Raw genomic sequence first — 15,769 nt, 5'->3', positions numbered from 1 at the left:
GGCAGCGGCCCTCGGGCCGCTGCCTGAGAAGCGACGGTGCGTTTCTTCTTCATCGGCATATCCATGACTTTTACCTCACCTCTCATAATATGCCTCGCCCACAGAATTACGGATAGGTCCATTCGACGCGCTTCTGCGTCGGCAGACTGATGACCTCGAGCTTCGTGAACAGGTTGATCTCCGCGTAAAGCTCGAAGAACCGATGCAGCAGTTCGCCGAACAACATCACATCGCCGTCACCCGAGAACGCCTGCGAATCGATCGTCACTTCGATCAACACGCCACGCTCTACGGCCCCGCCCGACACCTCTTCGAGCAGCGTCTCCGATACCCACAGAATGCCCGCCAGCCGCCTGCGATTGAGTTCGTCATTGGTCCAGTCGTAAAGCGCCAGCGCACCGCGCAACACTTCGGCATTCATCATCGACAGGAAGTTGGGCGCGAGGTGTGACAGCACGCGCCACTGGAAGCGATCGCCGGTCGGCGGGTACAGCGGCAACGTCGGCGCGACGAGGTTTCTCACGCCGACAAGCTCTGCTGCGCCGCCCACCATTTCGTCGATGCGTGCTTCACGCAGGCCCTTGCGCGGCAACAGGCCATTCGTGCCGGTCACGCGCAGTGACACGCTTTCTTCCGGCAAGTCCTCCATCGACTCCCATGCGTTGCCGCCGAAGATCAGCCACGTCTCATGCAGGCCGTCCATGCCGGGGCGCACGCGCGTATGGAAATAGCGCTCGGGCGACTCGTGCCGCATCATGCCGCCGCGATGACGGAAGTTCGAGAACGGCACGTATTCGAAACTTTGCGCTGTGACGTGATCGAAGCCGACCACGCCATCGACGGAATAGGTTTCGATGTGCTCGCCCTGATGGCTCGCCGGAATCACGCGGTATTCCGTTTCATGATGGTCGATCACGAGCGGTTCGGCGTCCAGTTCGAACAGATTGATGACCGGCGTGCAGAACAGCCGCACGTTGTCTTTGCTGAAGCGCATGTCGTGCGGATAGGTTTCTTTCAGCACGATTTCCAGTTCGAAATGCGTGGAGCGTTCCGGCAGCTCGTTCACGTCGAGACCGCAGATATCGACGAACAGGAATTTTTCGCGGAACGTGAAGTATTCGAGCAGCAGTTGATAGCCCGCGAACGCCGCGTCGGACTTGGGCCAAAGGCGTTCTTCGGGCGAGAAGCCAGCCGGTTCGATCGTCACGCCATCGAGCGGTAGAGCTTCGCCATCGCGCACTTCAGGGATACGCCAGTCGATCGCATGCACGTGTCGCGTGAGCGCGAGGTGCATGGCGAACGCGACGGGCTGATCGGCGCTCAGGTGCAGGCGCAGGCGCGAGAGGTCGGTTTCGTTGCGCTTGGCGGCGGCATCGAGTCTGAAGGCGAGCCGGATGATCGAGCGGCCATCGTGACGCACGCCCGGTCCCGCCTGCTCCAGACGCACGGGGTGCAAGTCCACCGGCTGCGTCGTGCGATACAGGCATTGGACGTTCTTCTGCGTAATACCGTCCGATGCGTCTCGGGTCACCGGAATCGGTTTGGATCGGACCGTTACGCCTGCGGGCACTTGTTCGGTGCGCTCGTGTTTCTCCATACGCGGGATCAATTCGACGATCGACAGCGACGGGATCATGCGCAGGTAATGCGGCCATAGCAGGCTCACGAGTCCTTCGGTCAGTTCGGGGAGTTCGTCGTCGAGTTTCTGCTGCAAGCGGCCGGTGAGGAACGCGAAGCCTTCGTATAAGCGTTCGACGTACGGATCGCGGTCACCGACGCGATCGAGATTGAGCATGCGGGCGCGGTCGGGATGAGCGCGCGCGAACTCGCGGCCCGACTCGCGCAGATAGCGCATCTCGGCTTCGTAGTAGCGCAGAACTGGGTCCTGATCCTGGCGAGATGGCGGGAAGTCGGGTTCGATGCCGCTGGTGGTGTCGTGCTTCATTCTGTTCAAACGGGTTACTGCAACTCGGGTGGCAGCGGCGGCAGCACGGGCGTTCCTGCGACCACGCCGCCCTTGCCGACGATAAACACGCGCTGCGGCATCTTGAAACCGCGCAGCTTGAGCAGATCAAGCGGTCCCGCGCCAACCTGTGCCTTCAGGTCGTAGTGCAGCGGAAAGCCGCTGTCCTGATTGAAGGTCAACGCGTAGCTTGTGCTGTCGAGCGGCTTTACTTTGGCGGTGCCAAGCAGACGCAACAGCGCCCAGTCACCATTCGCCTGGAACGCGATGCGCGTGCCCGCCGTATCCGATTCCCACGTCAGCGTCGTGCGCCCATTCTGACCGTTGCTCGGCCACACGATCGACGTGTACTGCTCCAACTGGTTGAAGTACTCGATCTTCGTGCCATCGATCGTCAGCACATTGCGCGTTACCTCAGGCGTCGGATGCGGCATAAGCTGGAACCGATAGTTCGCATCGCCCTGCGTGTAGAGTTGCGCGCCCAGCGTCGATAACTGGCGCAGCGCCGACAGGAACTCGGGATCGAACTGCAGCGCTTGCGGGGCGAGGTCGTTCGGGACCCATGCGTTGCCTTGCTGCTGCAAGATACCGGCGAGTTGCGTCGTCACGAAGCGCGAGATCAGCCCCGTATCGGGCTTGATGTAGCGGCCAATTTCGACGAAGGACGCGTCGGCGTCCGTGTCGGCGAACGGGTAATGGCCGTCGAATGAACTGGCGAACGGTGCGGCCACTGCCGAGCGCCACAGGTCGTTCAGACTGGCCGCGGCGGGTTGCAGAATCGTTTGCCATGCCACATCGAGCGGACGAGCGAACAGCGCGTCACCGAAGCCTGACCATTGCGAGCCGAGGCTCGCGGCGGTGAGTGCGGCATCGTCCCGCGCCTGCGTGAGTTCGGAGAGCTTGCCCTGAAACACGGCCTGCGCCATTTGACGCGCCATCGCCTGCGCATCCGCGCCGGTGGCGATCTGTTGCAGCTTTAGGCGCATGGTGGTGGCGACTGTCAGAAAGTGCGCGAGGGTGACGCCGCTGAAGTCGGCTGCGTTTTTGCTGCCGGATCTGCTGTTGGCTTTGGCGCCTGTCATCACGTCATCGCCCATCAGCGCGAGCAGCGGGCCGAAGGGTTTGTCGAGTGGATTGACGATCGGTTCGCTCGGGTTGTTCGTCTTTGTACCGATCATGTCCTGAGCCTTGCGCACCAGCGTGTCGGTCAGCGCCTGCGACGGACGGCCCGCTCCGGCCTGATATTCGACCGACTTCATCAGCGCGATCAACGGTGATGTCTGCGCATCGGTCAGGCGCGTAAGCTGGCTGATCGCTGCACTCAAGTTCGTGGCAGGCTGCCACTGGATGCTGTTTAGCATCGACTGCCACGCGGCGGCGTATTCGGAGAAGTAGCGCGCCCGCAGGCGCAGGCGCACTTCCTCCATGTCCTGCTGCGCTTCGAGCGCCGCACCGGGCACACGTGCGGCGCGTGCATCGGCGAGCACCCAATCGGCGCTGACGCGGCCTTCCTTCGCGGCCTTGTCGATGGCATCGCTCACAATCCCGTCCCACGCGGCGCGCGTATAGACGCCGGGAACCGTATGCGCCGATGCGAACAGGCCGCGCGCGTCCGCGCCGTTGAGCAGTGTCGGCAAGGTCATATCCGCATACTTGCCTTTCACCTGCGCGATCACGGATTGATAGAGCGTGTCATCGGAGTTTTGCAGACCGATCTGGTTGACCAGCGTGTTACGCGCCATGCCGACGAGATCGCTTGATCCGCTGAGACGCCATTCGGGATGCGCGCGGAGATGATTGGCATAGAAGGAGGCTAGGCGCTGCGAGAGATCGAGCCACTCGCCGGTGCGCATGTCTGGGTTCGCGGGCCATGCGCTTGGGAGTTGCCTGGACAGGAACGCGGCATCGGCGTGCTTCGGGTCAGCGAGCATCAGATAGGCTTTAAGCGCGTCGTAATCGCGTTGTTGCTCGTCGGCGTTAGGCAAAGCGTCGGCGCGGGCTTGCGATAACTGCGTGAGCGATGCTTCGAGGTGACGTCCAATCGGATCGCGCAGGTTTCGTGCGGCGATCGTCGAATACGGTTGCCAGAGTGCGGCCAACAATTCGTCATTGCGATTCAGGCCCGCGCGCAGATACCACGGTGCACCGTGCTGCTGGCGGTATTCGAGCTTCTCGATTTGCTGTTGAAGGTCGAGTTGCCTGCGTAAAGCGGCAGAGGTGTTCGGTTGAACGGCGAGCGCCGCATCGACCGTACTGCGCGCATCCTGAACGAGGGAGCGGTTGCCGATGAACGAGATCGTCATCGCCGCGCACCAGGCGATGGCGCCGATCATCACCAGAGCCGCCAGCGCGTTCGGCCAATAAAAGCCGATACGCCGTCCTTTGCGCGGATCGACGCGTGCGCCGATTTCACGCCAGATTGGCAGCAGCGCGCGCGGTTGCTCACGCGGCACCGTCGTCTTGTTCGCAATCCGTTCGGCCACTTCCTGCGCAACATCTTCCTCGTGTGCAGGAATTGGCGTCGGAACGGCGGGCGTCGCATAGACCGGCGCAAACATAACGCCCGCGAGCGATGCACGACGCCACTTCGATGCACATAACGTTTGCCATGCGCTCACGATTTGCTCGCGCCGCACATCGAGATACTGCGATATTTCGGCCAGATACCAAACCGGCTTCGCGTTGCCCAATAGCGCCACGCCAACGTCCGCTGCCGCCTTTTCGATCACGCTCAGTTCGTGCGTCAACAAGTTGGTCGATGCTTGCGTATCCGCGTTCAACGGCGTCGGAATGAATGCGCCCAGCGCATGAAATTCGTCAGGGCGCTCGCCGCGTACGCTCACCGTGTGCAGCAACGTCACCGGGGCTGCCCAGCCCAACTCACGCGCCAGATTCGAGAGCGCACGGGGCCGCTCCTCATTCACCGGCAGCGCTTCGCTGGCCTGCATCACGGGAATGACGGCATCTACCGGGCGCGCGCGGCGCAAACGGCGAAGCTGAGTGCGCCACGTTTCAGGGTCGATGCCATCGGGCGCGGCATGCACGAGGATCGTATCGCCCACCCGCAGTACGGCCGATTGCTTGAGACCGGGCGCGACTTCATCGACGAGCGCTTCTTCGCCCGTGAGCATGAGCCACGGCATCGCGCTTCGCCAGCGCCATCCGATCGAGACGCGCAGTTCGTCGCACAGCAATTGCAGACGAGGATCGCGCTTCTGCGCTTTCGCGGAACGCGTCGCTTCGCCACTTTCACCGATATCGCCGATCCATCGCGCGAACTTCCTGTACAGACCGAGCCACAGCGCCCCCGCGTGCACAACCAACACGACCGCAAGCACAAGAACGATCCTGAGCAACGCAGAAATGCGCATTTCCAGCGACGTGAGACCGGTGATATCGGCACGTCCCCACCATGCGAGCGCGCCCAACAGCGCAGCGATCAGGAAAGCGCCCAGCGCGACGCCCCAAATGATAAGGAAACCAGACGATAGTGATGTGGAAGCTTTCGATTCAAGCGCTTTCAGGTTGTTGCCCGGCGTACTCGGTGTGGTCATGCAAAGGATTCGTGTTGACGTAGAGAATGGCAGACTGCAAGCGATCGACAATCAGGTGTGGGCCTGCCAAACGCGATTCGATCGCGGCTGCGATGGAAAGCCATGCGTTTGCTGCGCCTGCATTGCCCAATACGCGATCCAGACGGCCATGCGATTCGCGGGTGGCGATGCCGGTGAAAGAGGCTTGTTTGAGCGTATCGAGTAGCGTGCTGTCGTGATTGCGCTCGAGACGCGTGAGCCACGCACGTGTGATGGTCTGAGGTTCGGCCTTGCCCCATATCGTTGTGTTGCAAATGAGATCGCGCAGCGACTCGACGCCGGCCAGTTCCTCGACCGGGCGGTGTAAGGTCGCAAGCACACGTATCGGCTCGGGAAGTTGATAGAAGCCCGGACTCAGCAGCACCGCAACAGCCGCTTCGCTGCTGTTGGCGGGCGGATCGGCGTCATGCCAGGCGAAGGCCAGAATCAACAACGCGCGACGCTCGCGCGAGTCGAGCCAAGCGTCGGCCAGCATCAGATTGTGCGGTGCTGGTTCAGCCGCGCATTCGAGTGCGGGCGCGCCTGCGATGCGCAACGCATCGCGCGCTTGCTGTGTGCGCAGGTCCATTTCGTCGGGATGCGCCAGCACGCGCGCGAGCGGTGCGTATTGCGGACCATATTGCGCGAGCGCTTGCAGCGCCGGAATCAGCGGCGCGAGTGCATCGACGAGCTTCAGTACGACGGTGGCGATTTTAGGTACGGCTTCGCATGCTTGATCATGCTCTTCGTTCGCCTGGTCCTCATTGTCCTCGGGCTCGGGCTGCGGCTCTTCAGACCACGCTTCATCGTCGAAGCGGTTGTGAACGACGAGCCCCGCTCCGCTGCGTGGCATTTGCGATTTGAACAGCGGCGTCGTCATGGTGACGATTGCGCTCAACTTGGACGTCACGGATGGCACGCAGTAACCCACGCCCAATACCTGCAAGGGCTTTTGCGCGATGCGCAGACGCGCAGCGAGCTGCGCGGCGCGCGCTGTGTTGCAGTTGTGCGCGTAGTGCCACGTCGCTTCATATGCGATGCGCGCGAAGCACAACAGGCCGAGGAACACCGCGTGCGGGCCGCCGATCACGGCGACCCAGAACGCAGCGCCGCTCGCGGGCTCACTCGATGGCCATATCAGCAGGATAAGCGGCGCGCCCACCGCGCAACACGTAAGCCAGATACCGAGCCACGGCAGCAGGCGCGGGCCATGTGCCGGATACGGATAAGGCTCACCGATGTCGGACAGATCAACCGGCATGTTTTACGCGAAGTTCACGTTCTGCAAGGATGAGATAAGGCGACAGCCGCACGCGCAGCGATGATCCTGCATCGCGTAGGGCTTGCCGTCGCGATCGGGGAACCGTTCGTCGCCCTCGGCAATCGTGGTTTGACCGTGGAGGTCGCATTGGGCGCTGTCGTCGCGGCGCGCGAGTGCGCGGCCCATGAACGTGCTGAACGGCGAGCCGCTTGTGACTTCGCCGCCGTGCTCGAGTTTGTCGCCGTAGCGGATGGGGGATTTCATTTGCAAACCTTTTTATTTGCATGCCCATCTTGAGGACACGCATTACAGAAAGCTACCACTGACAACCCTTCTCAAGGCTAGGGGTGACGTTTGGATCAAGAATAAAGCTTGACTTTTTCCGTGTACCATAATTTGTATATACCATTGAATAAATGTTGGCTCCTTGACTTACCATTTCGTATTCACCGGTAATCTTTCCGCGATTAACTTCAAGCCACGTCGAGGTTAATTCGTCCGGCCTACCTGCACTCAACGTCTGTTCGTCAGCAGATTTCAGCACTAGCGGAATTACAGATTTCGAATTCTGGTATCGGACAAACCCGCTTGAAAATTTCGTTGACTGATCGAAGAACATGCGAAATTCGAAGTCTTCAATGCCGTTAATGTCTGATGAGAAGCAGTAAACATCTGCAAATGCATCGCAATGGGCTACCATGGGGATGAAAAGCGATAGAAGGGAAAGCACCTTCATCAGTTTTAATATCATAACTTATTTTTCATTCGGCTCGATCTGGAGGACCGAGGCCCCGTCTTTGCGTTTACGCAAATTAAACAGTTCCAACCCTGCCGTTCCTAGTCGATACGCAGTCATCTATACGCGTTTGAGCAACTAATATTTTGTCTCTTCCCACCTGATACTAAATAGCATTGCGATGGCTTATAAATGTGACTCGCTTGACTCCAAACATAGATTACGTGAGTTTCCGGATAGCCAGGTGATGCCTGCGTCGATGTTTTCCATCGTATCGGCTCTGCTGTCACACTACGTGGGCTCACCGGAGAGAGACTGGCAACAGGCGGTGACGTAAGTACGACGCACCAACTCCCACCAGCGCGTCCCTCAAAAATTGTCCGTGAGGAATTTGTACCCGAAGTACGATCACCCGTGAGAATTATCTGATCATTGCCATAAGTTACTTCTTGCTGGAAGATATTCTCATCTGCCTCATAGTCCACGCCGCGAACCGTTTTCATACCGTCTGAAATCGATTCAAAGCATGTGCCATAGTGCGATTCTTCCCGCGCGGCAGGAAGCTTAGGTTCGGCATTAGCGAGACCCGGCACGGAAATATATAGGGAGAGCAGGCTAAGGAATCTGCGGCACATAACCGATAGTTATTTGTGAAAGAACGGGACAGACGTCGGAGGAGACCCGCATCGGTGCCATCGGACTTCTTCTGCCCATCCGATACTGCATTCTGCGCCACGCGATACGCCATGACCTCGCCATCAGCAATCGCGCGCACCGGCTCTTTCTGGCCAAGTCCGCAATCAGGCACTAGGTGCATGCCGCAATGCCAGCGACGATCCGAGGCAATCGGAAAGACGCCGCTATAGGTCAGCTCGAACTTATCCACCACATCCATCATCGGATCGGTTTTCCACTTGTCAGCAGGCATGGTAAGGCCTTCGGCCGTAAGGAAGGGGGACAACGCATGATTCTTATCTACACTCTTTCAAGAGCAGCTTAAGTGTGGCTAGCTGTTGTTTTGCGAAATGTAAATCTAGCTCATCTTCCAACCAACCTGGTTGATCCGCTGCTTCCTTTTTCATACGTTCGGATGCTTGCGAAAATATACTCAGATAATCCTTCGCAACCGTTACGCATGAGGAACTGACATTATTTATCTGCAAAACAATTTTTTCGGAATTCCGATTCAATTCGGATACCCCCTCCTCGTAGCACTGATGCAAAATCATTCCGCATCCAGAACCACAGGTTAGCCTATCGTTACTTGTGCGAGCCATACATTGCGAAAAAGCATCGCCGCTACTGTTTGGGCTCGCTGAGAAAGCAGAAGCTGAGCAAGCAAGCAGAGCCGCAAAAAATAACGTGTCTTTAATTGTTTTTGGACGCGAGTCGCTCGTGACTTCGCCGCTGTGTTCGATTCTGTCGCCGTAGCGGATCGGGGATTTCATTGTGGGCTGAGCTTTTTAGACTTTGTTCGACACAGCACGGCTTCGTTTCTTTCGTAATACGTGCTAACCAATTCACGTCTGACGTTGTCAATTTGAAGGTTAACAAAGTCGTCCCCACAAGCGGGCCGAATTTCGACGAATCGATGTTGTTTCAATGAGAATAGAAACACCATTGAGATTGTGTCTTTACCCATTCCTTCGTCCAGATACCACACGGAAAAGCCCTTCGTCCCGTTAAAAGCATAGTCCGCTACAGCCAGATGCAGCGTGCTTTCGGTATCAAAAGTCAATACTTGATACCGTTCTTTTTTACCTACCTCCGAAATCTTAACTTTTACTGAGCTATCGACACGATAAATGGACGTCGTCACAGAAGGAGCCACACGAAAATTCTTGTACTGGTCCGCTGCGACAGTTGGTCCGGTCAGAAAAAACCATAGAACAAACATAAAAAGTTTTAATATTTTCAATTTAGTTCTCTATGCGAGTCAGATCCGGCTTTATTGCCGAGCGGTGAGCGGGCGTCAGCAACTCAGGGAAGAAGTCAGCCATCGCATCCCATAATTGGTTCAGCATAAACACTGTATAAGCCTGTCTTTCGTTGTAACCATTCGGGCCACCATTGACAAGTCGATTGACGAAACCTACGTTATCCGCTGAATAATCTCTATCAACTACGCGATTAATGTTTAATCCTAACGAGAAAGGTTTGGAAATCCAATAGAATCCGCCGGAGTCACAGGCAAGAGACGCGTCTTCTCCAATCGAATCTGGGTCGAATCGCGGAAACCAAGTTATCAACTGACCACGATCCGACGGATTGAAGTCATAGTGCTTTGAGGTCTCTGTAATTCTGGGCGACGCGTTCGGCAGACGTTCAATATAGGAGCCGACGTGGGGCGGAAGTGCCCGGAATTTCCCGTATTGGCTGTAATTACCAGCCCAAGTTAATTGCATGATGCCCCGCCCGTAAAACGGTCCATAAAATTTAGTTGCGGGGTTCGCCGCTGAATAGTTCCCAAAACCCCACTCATGTAGCAGTCTTCGCGTACCTCCCAAGTTTCGCCACTGTGCAGTTTCAAGCAAAACCTGAGAAAGAAACATCGCAATTCTCTTTGTGTCGAATCCAAGGTACTTCCGAATAGTTTGATTGAGAGCAACGACGTGATTCTCGATGCGAGATGATGCGACAGTTTGCTTAAGAGTAAATGTGTCGTTATCTGTCTTAATGGCGGAGATCGGAGAACCGCTTGACGTGTAAAATAAGTACCGTGGAAATGTACACGCGAGTTCTCGCTGACTCAACCACCCACACTTCCTAAAGTGCCGAATAAACGCAAGCGGATGGAAGAACCAAAGCTTGTTGTCCTCACCCGACTGCACCTGCACTTGCCCCATGAATTGCGACTGCTCCACAAACTCGATGAAACGCGTGTACCCGTCAGGATCGACATCCTTGGGCTTTCCAAAAAACCCCTCCGGCTCTTTTAAGCCGCCGTATCGAGCTTCATTGTTACTCGCGTCCCACTCGCTCTTCGCATGGCAAATAAAGCCCTTTAGCTTGGCACGCACCGCCGCCTGTCCCTGTACGTACGATTTCAGGCTTTCCTCTTTACTGAATTCCTGAAGCGTAGCCGCATCAGCCGACTGTAGATCGGTCACGCCGGTGATCCGGCATAGTTCGTCATATCCGCACAGACCAGCCTGATCAAAAGGCGTATTGCCGTCCTCGATCTTCTGCCAGTCCATAAAGAACGGGAAATCCGCATCCGACAGTTTCTTCACCGTCTGCTGATTCACATTGATATATCCGACCTTGCCCTGATCGAACGGCACAGCCAGCCACGTCGCCTGTGCTTCTGCCGACAGCGAGGGCGTATCCGTACTCAGAATCCGCCCGAAGCGCAGCATCTCGTAGCCATCGCTCGGACACGTTCCGTAAAGCTTCGTGGCACGTTCGTATAACTGATACTCGTATTCGTCGAACTTATCCTTGATCGGCTCATCCGGCGTAAGCGCGACCAGCGTACCATCGCCCCGATCGATCCACGCGCGCATGAACCGCTCGCCGCGACTGAAATACGTCTGGACATACAGCGTATTGCCATCGCCCAAGACGCCCTCATTCAGCGCCGGAAAAAATGGCTTTGGGGTGTGTCCTCCAGTGTTCAGGCTTGCCATTCCCGGAGGCACGCTGACGAATGCGGATTTCTCAGGGATGACGAAGTACGTATGCCCCCAATAGTCCTTTGACACTGGCGTCTCCGGGTGCGACTCTCCCAGTGCCACCTTATGACCATTCTGCTCAAACCACGCCGTGAAATCCGCCTCGGTCATGAAGATCTCGAAGTGCAGATGAGTCTCGTTGTGATACTTCCCGACATAGCCGAGCTGATCCTTGCGATACACCTTTTTGCTCCCGCCGGGTTGAACGCCTTCGGTCTCGGCGAGCAGCCACTTAGGCAGCGCGTTGGGTGAGCTGTTTTGCGGAGCCTGGCTTGGCTGCAGCTGCGGCACAAGCCCCTGCATGCCCACGATGTCGAGCAGGTGCATGTACAGCGAATAAAACGTGATCGTGCGACCTTCGCCCGTGTCGGTCGTATGTTTGAGTAGCACGAAGCCCGTATTGCTGTTCAGCGCATTGGTGCCATCGGACTTCTTCTGCCCATCCGATACTGCATTCTGCGCCACGCGATACGCCACGACCTCGCCATCAGCAATCGCGCGCACCGGCTCTTTCTGGCCAAGTCCGCAATCAGGCACCAGATGCATGCCGCAATGCCAGCGACGATCCGAGGCAATCGGAAAGACACCGCTATAGGTCAGCTCGAACTTATCCACCACATCCATCATCGGATCGGTTTTCCACTTCTCGGCGGGCACGGTGAGGCCTTCAGCCGGAAGGAACGGGGGGCTGATAATCATGTTTTAGCGAGATTGAATATAAGTTTCTGCGAGCTTGAAATCGCTCTTGGGTAAATTCGGCAGCGGCGGATTCAGGCTCTGCGGCCCCTCAAACGTGAACGACGCCGCCTTGATCTTGAAATCCCCCGGACAGACCAATTCGATGCTGCCGTTCTCGATCTTGATCGCCGCGCCGCCGCAGGCGAGGACGGCGCGGGTTTTGCCGTTGACGAGCACACCCGCGTTGGCGCTGGAGACGTGCAATTGCTGGTCGGCATAAAGGTTCAGCGTGCTGTCGTGAGCCTGAATATCCACCGGGCCTTTTGCGAACAGCTTCATGCCCAGCTTCTGCGCACACAGCGAAATCAATTCGCCCGCAGCGACCGTGAAGCGCCTCACCGCACTGATATCGACGTGCTTGCCCGCATTGACGATCACGTTGTCGCCCGCCGCCTGCTGCACCGAGCGCGGCGTCACGAAGGCCATGCCGCCCGGCGCGCTCGCGAGCAGGCCAGCGCTTTTGAGTTGATCGAGCGTGTCCATCAAGCTTGCCTGCGTATCACGATCAGCAGGCTTGGCCTTCGCCTGCGTCGTCGCCTGAACCAGCGACGTGACGCGCGTCAAAGCCGATTGCAGTTCCTTCAGCGCGGCGTTCATCTCCAGATGCGGCGCATTCGGACTCGACAACGCATCCGCAGAAAAGAACAGCCCCTTCGATCCGTGAATGGTCGCGTGGCCCTGCGTGTGAATTTCGACGCCTTCACCGCGAAGCTGCTTCTGGTTGTCCACCAGATAGCCCATGCTCACCGACGACTTCTGATAGATCGTCGCCAGCTTCACGCCTTCGCGGCCTTTGAAGTCCTCGAAGCGCACCTTGTTGGCGAGCAGCGCCGAGCGCCACACCGAACGCGAGTTCCAGCCCTCAAGCCCGTGAACGTGATTCGTGTGTGAATAGTCGAAGGCGGCGAATCCTATATAGGGCCTGTCGATATCAGAATTTGTGAAAAAAATTCTGACTTCCGTTTTGGGTAGCAAGGGCGCATGAAACCCGCCTTCGCGCGAGGCCGACGGCGTCATCAGCCGTAGCCGCATGCTGTTCGATCCCGACTTGCCCGCGCCACGATGGAAGTGAAACCTGACCAGATACCGGCCATGCGCGTCTAAATCCGCATAGGGGCTGCCCTCGGCGCTCGATTCGATCGTCGCGATGATCGAGCCGTTCATCCATTTCCAGTCGCGCTCGGGGACGTACTCGGGCCGCCATATCTTGTCCGCAGGCGTGGCTTCGAATTCGTTCAGAACCGGCTTGGAGAGCGAACCCGTCGTCTTGAGCTTGACGATCACCAGACCATAAGGCGCTTTCGGCAACTTGTGGTTGGTGGTCGTCAGCACCCAGCCCGGATACAGCCCGGCGATGTTCGTCGTGCCAGTGTGGATGACCTGCTTCGAAGCAATGTCCTGCGCACGAACTTTGGTGAGCGCCTGCGCCTCTTCCGGAGTATGGAAATGCTCGCTGCTCCGATCGATTTGGCCATGGAGCGTTTTGTCGCCTCGATCCACATACGCGATCGCGGACACCGGCGCATTGGGCGTCCGATAGTTGTGATCGCGCAACTCGACGCTTTCAGGCAGCAGCGTCTGGCTGCGCTTGATGCTCAGCAGCGCTTCGTGAAACTCGCCGTCCAGACCATTGGGACGGATGTAGGGCACGTCGATCGAACGCATGTAACCGTTCGCACGGTTATCCACCACGAGCGTATCGCGATGGGTTTTACTGTCGAGCGGAGCGTGCCTAAAGTACCAATACAGCCCATGCCGTAAGCACTGACGTCGGAAAAATTCAAGAACACTTTCCTCGTGCATCAGCAGTTGATCGTAGCGCTGATCGACGCCCTCAAAATTCAACTCGATATCATGCGGAAAGAGATGTTCACGATCGACCAATAGCTCGTAGAAAATGTCCTTGAGCGTCTTCTGTAAAAAGACGTTTGACGTCTTCGTCAGATCGAGTAAGGACACACGTGGCGCGATCTTCAGACGGAATTGCGCACCATCGTTGCTTGAACTCTGGTGCGTGAATTCACGGACTACGCCGTGCAAGGTCCGCGCGTGACGCGATGCGGTGTCGAGGTACTTCAGCGCCGCGCGCTCCTCGACGACGAAGGACACGTTCTTGCCGAGAAAGTGGACGCCATCGAGCGTCTGATCGTCGGAATAGATGAGGATATCGAGTTCGAACAACTCGTTCATCGCTTCCGTGATGGTGTATTCCAGCGGACGGACCGGGACCTTAAGTCCTGCGACAGTCAATGAGAGGTGCTGGGAAAGCCATGCGTTGCGATCTTTGATCGCCGTCAGAAAATCGGTTGCAGCCATGTCTTGCGTTGCCTCGTGTTCGAAAGGACGACGAAATTACTTTTTCGACCACGGGCCATTGTGACGCAATAAATTGCTGCCATTAGGCAATGAACTGAGCGGGATTCTGTAGGAACCGCTGAATATTCCGCAGATTCAAGAAGTTATATGCGTGTGTGCTGGAACGGTTCAGGTCAACATTCGGACTTGTCCGATGCGACATTCGATGCTTGGGCCACGCTTACCGATATTGGGCCGCACCACACCAGACCGGCGGCTTGCTGTTTGAACTCCGGGGAAAACGTACGTCGTTGCTTGCTCATCAGACACCTCTTCATGGCGACCATTCTCGCCTAAATCAGCGTCCGGATTCATTAGACCAATACACAGTGAAGTCAAAAACGCCGCATACCTAATAATTGATTAACCACAAGCGCGAACAATGGGAAGTGCTCAAAGGGTTTGTGGGAAATAGCGAGGAACCAGTTGTGCTTCAGAAGCCGGTTCCAAAGCTGCTTTCTTTGGTTACTTTCTTTGCAGCAGCAAAGAAAGTAACCCCTCCGCCGGGCAGGCGGCTACTGCAAAGAACCGCAAGAAACCAGAGCAACTTCCCCGAAGAAAAAAAGCGCCCCAACCAGATACAAAAATAAAGCCAGCCGAAACCCAAAAAAATCACTTACACAAAACCCGCGCATGATGCGCAACATGCTCCCCCACGAACGTGGAAATAAAAAAGTACCCATGATCGTACCCATCGTGCTTACGCAAGACGACCCCTCGATGCCCCGCCTCCCGAGCATTCCGCTCGAAAACATCCGGAAAAAGCTGCCCGTCGAGAAACTGATCCGCAAGTCCTTGATCGATCAAGATCCCGCCATCGAAACGCGAAGCCGCATCGCCGATAACGAGTTCGCTGGCATCGTATAGCTTCCACGCTTCGCGATTATCACCAAAATATCCGGAGAAAGCCTTAACGCCCCAGGGACACAAAGACGGCGCGGCAATTGGCGCAAACGCCGACACCGAGCGATAAAGATCAGGATTACGCAACGCGAGCACGAGCGCACCATGCCCACCCATCGAATGCCCGAAAATGCCAATCCGGTCCTCGCGCAACGGCAGCTCTCGCAAAACCAGCTCACGCAACTCCTGCGTCACATACGAATACATCCGATACCGCTCGGCCCATGGCGCCACCGTCGCATCGACATAAAAACCCGCGCCAACGCCAAAATCCCACGCATCGGATTCGCCCGGAATACCCGCTCCTCGCGGGCTCGTATCCGGCGAAATCAATGCAATGCCATGCTCGGCAGCGTAACGTTGCGCACCGCCCTTGATGGGAAACGTCTCTTCGGTACAAGTCAGGCCGGCAAGATAAAACAACGCCGGCACGCGCGAATGGGCAGCCTGCGCGGGCAGAAAAACCGAAAAGCGCATCGGCAGGCCAATCACGTCCGACTGATGCCGGTAAATACGCTGCACGCCATCGAAACAACGGTGTTCTTCGACGAGTTCGAGCATGGCTGC

Annotated in this window: 12 protein-coding genes; 1 reads left to right on the top strand and 11 read right to left on the bottom strand. The window is 57.1% G+C overall.

The window, feature by feature from the left end; genetic code table 11:
* Positions 1-106: 106 nt before the first annotated feature.
* The 10 genes from tssF to NCT03_RS02605 all read right to left on the bottom strand — a co-directional run bounded on the left by tssF (position 107) and on the right by NCT03_RS02605 (position 14,260).
* Positions 107-1,945, bottom strand: a complete 1,839-nt coding sequence (tssF, locus tag NCT03_RS02650) for a type VI secretion system baseplate subunit TssF (protein ID WP_250491863.1) — start codon at positions 1,943-1,945, stop codon at positions 107-109.
* Between the two features lie 14 nt (positions 1,946-1,959).
* Positions 1,960-5,517: an ImcF-related family protein gene (locus NCT03_RS02645; RefSeq protein ID WP_250491862.1), complete on the bottom strand. Its 3,558-nt coding sequence runs from the start codon at positions 5,515-5,517 to the stop codon at positions 1,960-1,962.
* Entirely contained in the window at positions 5,474-6,796 is a 1,323-nt protein-coding gene (locus tag NCT03_RS02640; protein ID WP_250491861.1) for a KPHS_23130 family T6SS system protein, read from the bottom strand. The genes NCT03_RS02645 and NCT03_RS02640 overlap by 44 nt, the downstream gene beginning before the upstream one ends.
* 3 nt (positions 6,797-6,799) lie before the next feature.
* Positions 6,800-7,060, bottom strand: a complete 261-nt coding sequence (locus NCT03_RS02635; protein ID WP_250463372.1) for a PAAR domain-containing protein — start codon at positions 7,058-7,060, stop codon at positions 6,800-6,802.
* Positions 7,061-7,112: 52 nt separating this feature from the next.
* Positions 7,113-7,532: a hypothetical protein gene (locus NCT03_RS02630; protein ID WP_250491860.1), complete on the bottom strand. Its 420-nt coding sequence runs from the start codon at positions 7,530-7,532 to the stop codon at positions 7,113-7,115.
* A gap of 499 nt (positions 7,533-8,031) precedes the next feature.
* The gene (locus NCT03_RS34015) at positions 8,032-8,460 is read right to left on the bottom strand and encodes a hypothetical protein (protein ID WP_350030132.1); all 429 of its coding nucleotides are present in this window, start codon (positions 8,458-8,460) and stop codon (positions 8,032-8,034) included.
* 43 nt (positions 8,461-8,503) lie between these two features.
* Positions 8,504-8,980, bottom strand: coding sequence for a hypothetical protein (locus NCT03_RS02620; protein WP_250491859.1), 477 nt, complete (start codon positions 8,978-8,980; stop codon positions 8,504-8,506).
* Positions 8,977-9,450: a hypothetical protein gene (locus NCT03_RS02615; protein WP_250491858.1), complete on the bottom strand. Its 474-nt coding sequence runs from the start codon at positions 9,448-9,450 to the stop codon at positions 8,977-8,979. Before NCT03_RS02615 ends, NCT03_RS02620 begins: the two co-directional genes overlap by 4 nt.
* A gap of 1 nt (position 9,451) precedes the next feature.
* Positions 9,452-11,905, bottom strand: coding sequence for a M23 family metallopeptidase (locus NCT03_RS02610; protein WP_250491857.1), 2,454 nt, complete (start codon positions 11,903-11,905; stop codon positions 9,452-9,454).
* A 3-nt stretch (positions 11,906-11,908) separates the two neighbouring features.
* Positions 11,909-14,260 (bottom strand): type VI secretion system Vgr family protein, encoded by a 2,352-nt coding sequence (locus tag NCT03_RS02605; RefSeq protein WP_250491856.1) that lies wholly within the window; start codon positions 14,258-14,260, stop codon positions 11,909-11,911.
* A gap of 398 nt (positions 14,261-14,658) precedes the next feature.
* Here NCT03_RS02605 and NCT03_RS02600 point away from each other — a divergent pair, with 398 nt between their 5' ends.
* Positions 14,659-14,889, top strand: a complete 231-nt coding sequence (locus tag NCT03_RS02600; protein ID WP_250491855.1) for a hypothetical protein — start codon at positions 14,659-14,661, stop codon at positions 14,887-14,889.
* Positions 14,890-14,911: 22 nt separating this feature from the next.
* On the opposite strand, the gene fghA is transcribed toward NCT03_RS02600, so the two are convergent.
* Entirely contained in the window at positions 14,912-15,763 is an 852-nt protein-coding gene (fghA, locus tag NCT03_RS02595) for an S-formylglutathione hydrolase (RefSeq protein WP_250491854.1), read from the bottom strand.
* Positions 15,764-15,769: the final 6 nt, after the last annotated feature.

The organism is Caballeronia sp. GAWG1-1, from assembly GCF_023631465.1.
In the GTDB taxonomy this organism is placed as follows: Bacteria; Pseudomonadota; Gammaproteobacteria; order Burkholderiales; family Burkholderiaceae; genus Caballeronia.
This window is presented reverse-complemented; position numbering and strand designations above follow the sequence as displayed.

Excerpts from the sequence above, each read along its gene's own strand:
- tssF (WP_250491863.1), bottom strand. The coding sequence starts at position 1,945 with ATGAAGCACGACACCACCAGCGGCATCGAACCCGACTTCCCGCCATCT.
- NCT03_RS02645 (WP_250491862.1), bottom strand. The coding sequence starts at position 5,517 with ATGACCACACCGAGTACGCCGGGCAACAACCTGAAAGCGCTTGAATCG.
- NCT03_RS02640 (WP_250491861.1), bottom strand. The coding sequence starts at position 6,796 with ATGCCGGTTGATCTGTCCGACATCGGTGAGCCTTATCCGTATCCGGCA.
- NCT03_RS02635 (WP_250463372.1), bottom strand. The coding sequence starts at position 7,060 with ATGAAATCCCCCATCCGCTACGGCGACAAACTCGAGCACGGCGGCGAA.
- NCT03_RS02630 (WP_250491860.1), bottom strand. The coding sequence starts at position 7,532 with ATGAAGGTGCTTTCCCTTCTATCGCTTTTCATCCCCATGGTAGCCCAT.
- NCT03_RS34015 (WP_350030132.1), bottom strand. The coding sequence starts at position 8,460 with ATGCCTGCTGACAAGTGGAAAACCGATCCGATGATGGATGTGGTGGAT.
- NCT03_RS02620 (WP_250491859.1), bottom strand. The coding sequence starts at position 8,980 with ATGAAATCCCCGATCCGCTACGGCGACAGAATCGAACACAGCGGCGAA.
- NCT03_RS02610 (WP_250491857.1), bottom strand. The coding sequence starts at position 11,905 with ATGATTATCAGCCCCCCGTTCCTTCCGGCTGAAGGCCTCACCGTGCCC.
- NCT03_RS02605 (WP_250491856.1), bottom strand. The coding sequence starts at position 14,260 with ATGGCTGCAACCGATTTTCTGACGGCGATCAAAGATCGCAACGCATGG.
- fghA (WP_250491854.1), bottom strand. The coding sequence starts at position 15,763 with ATGCTCGAACTCGTCGAAGAACACCGTTGTTTCGATGGCGTGCAGCGT.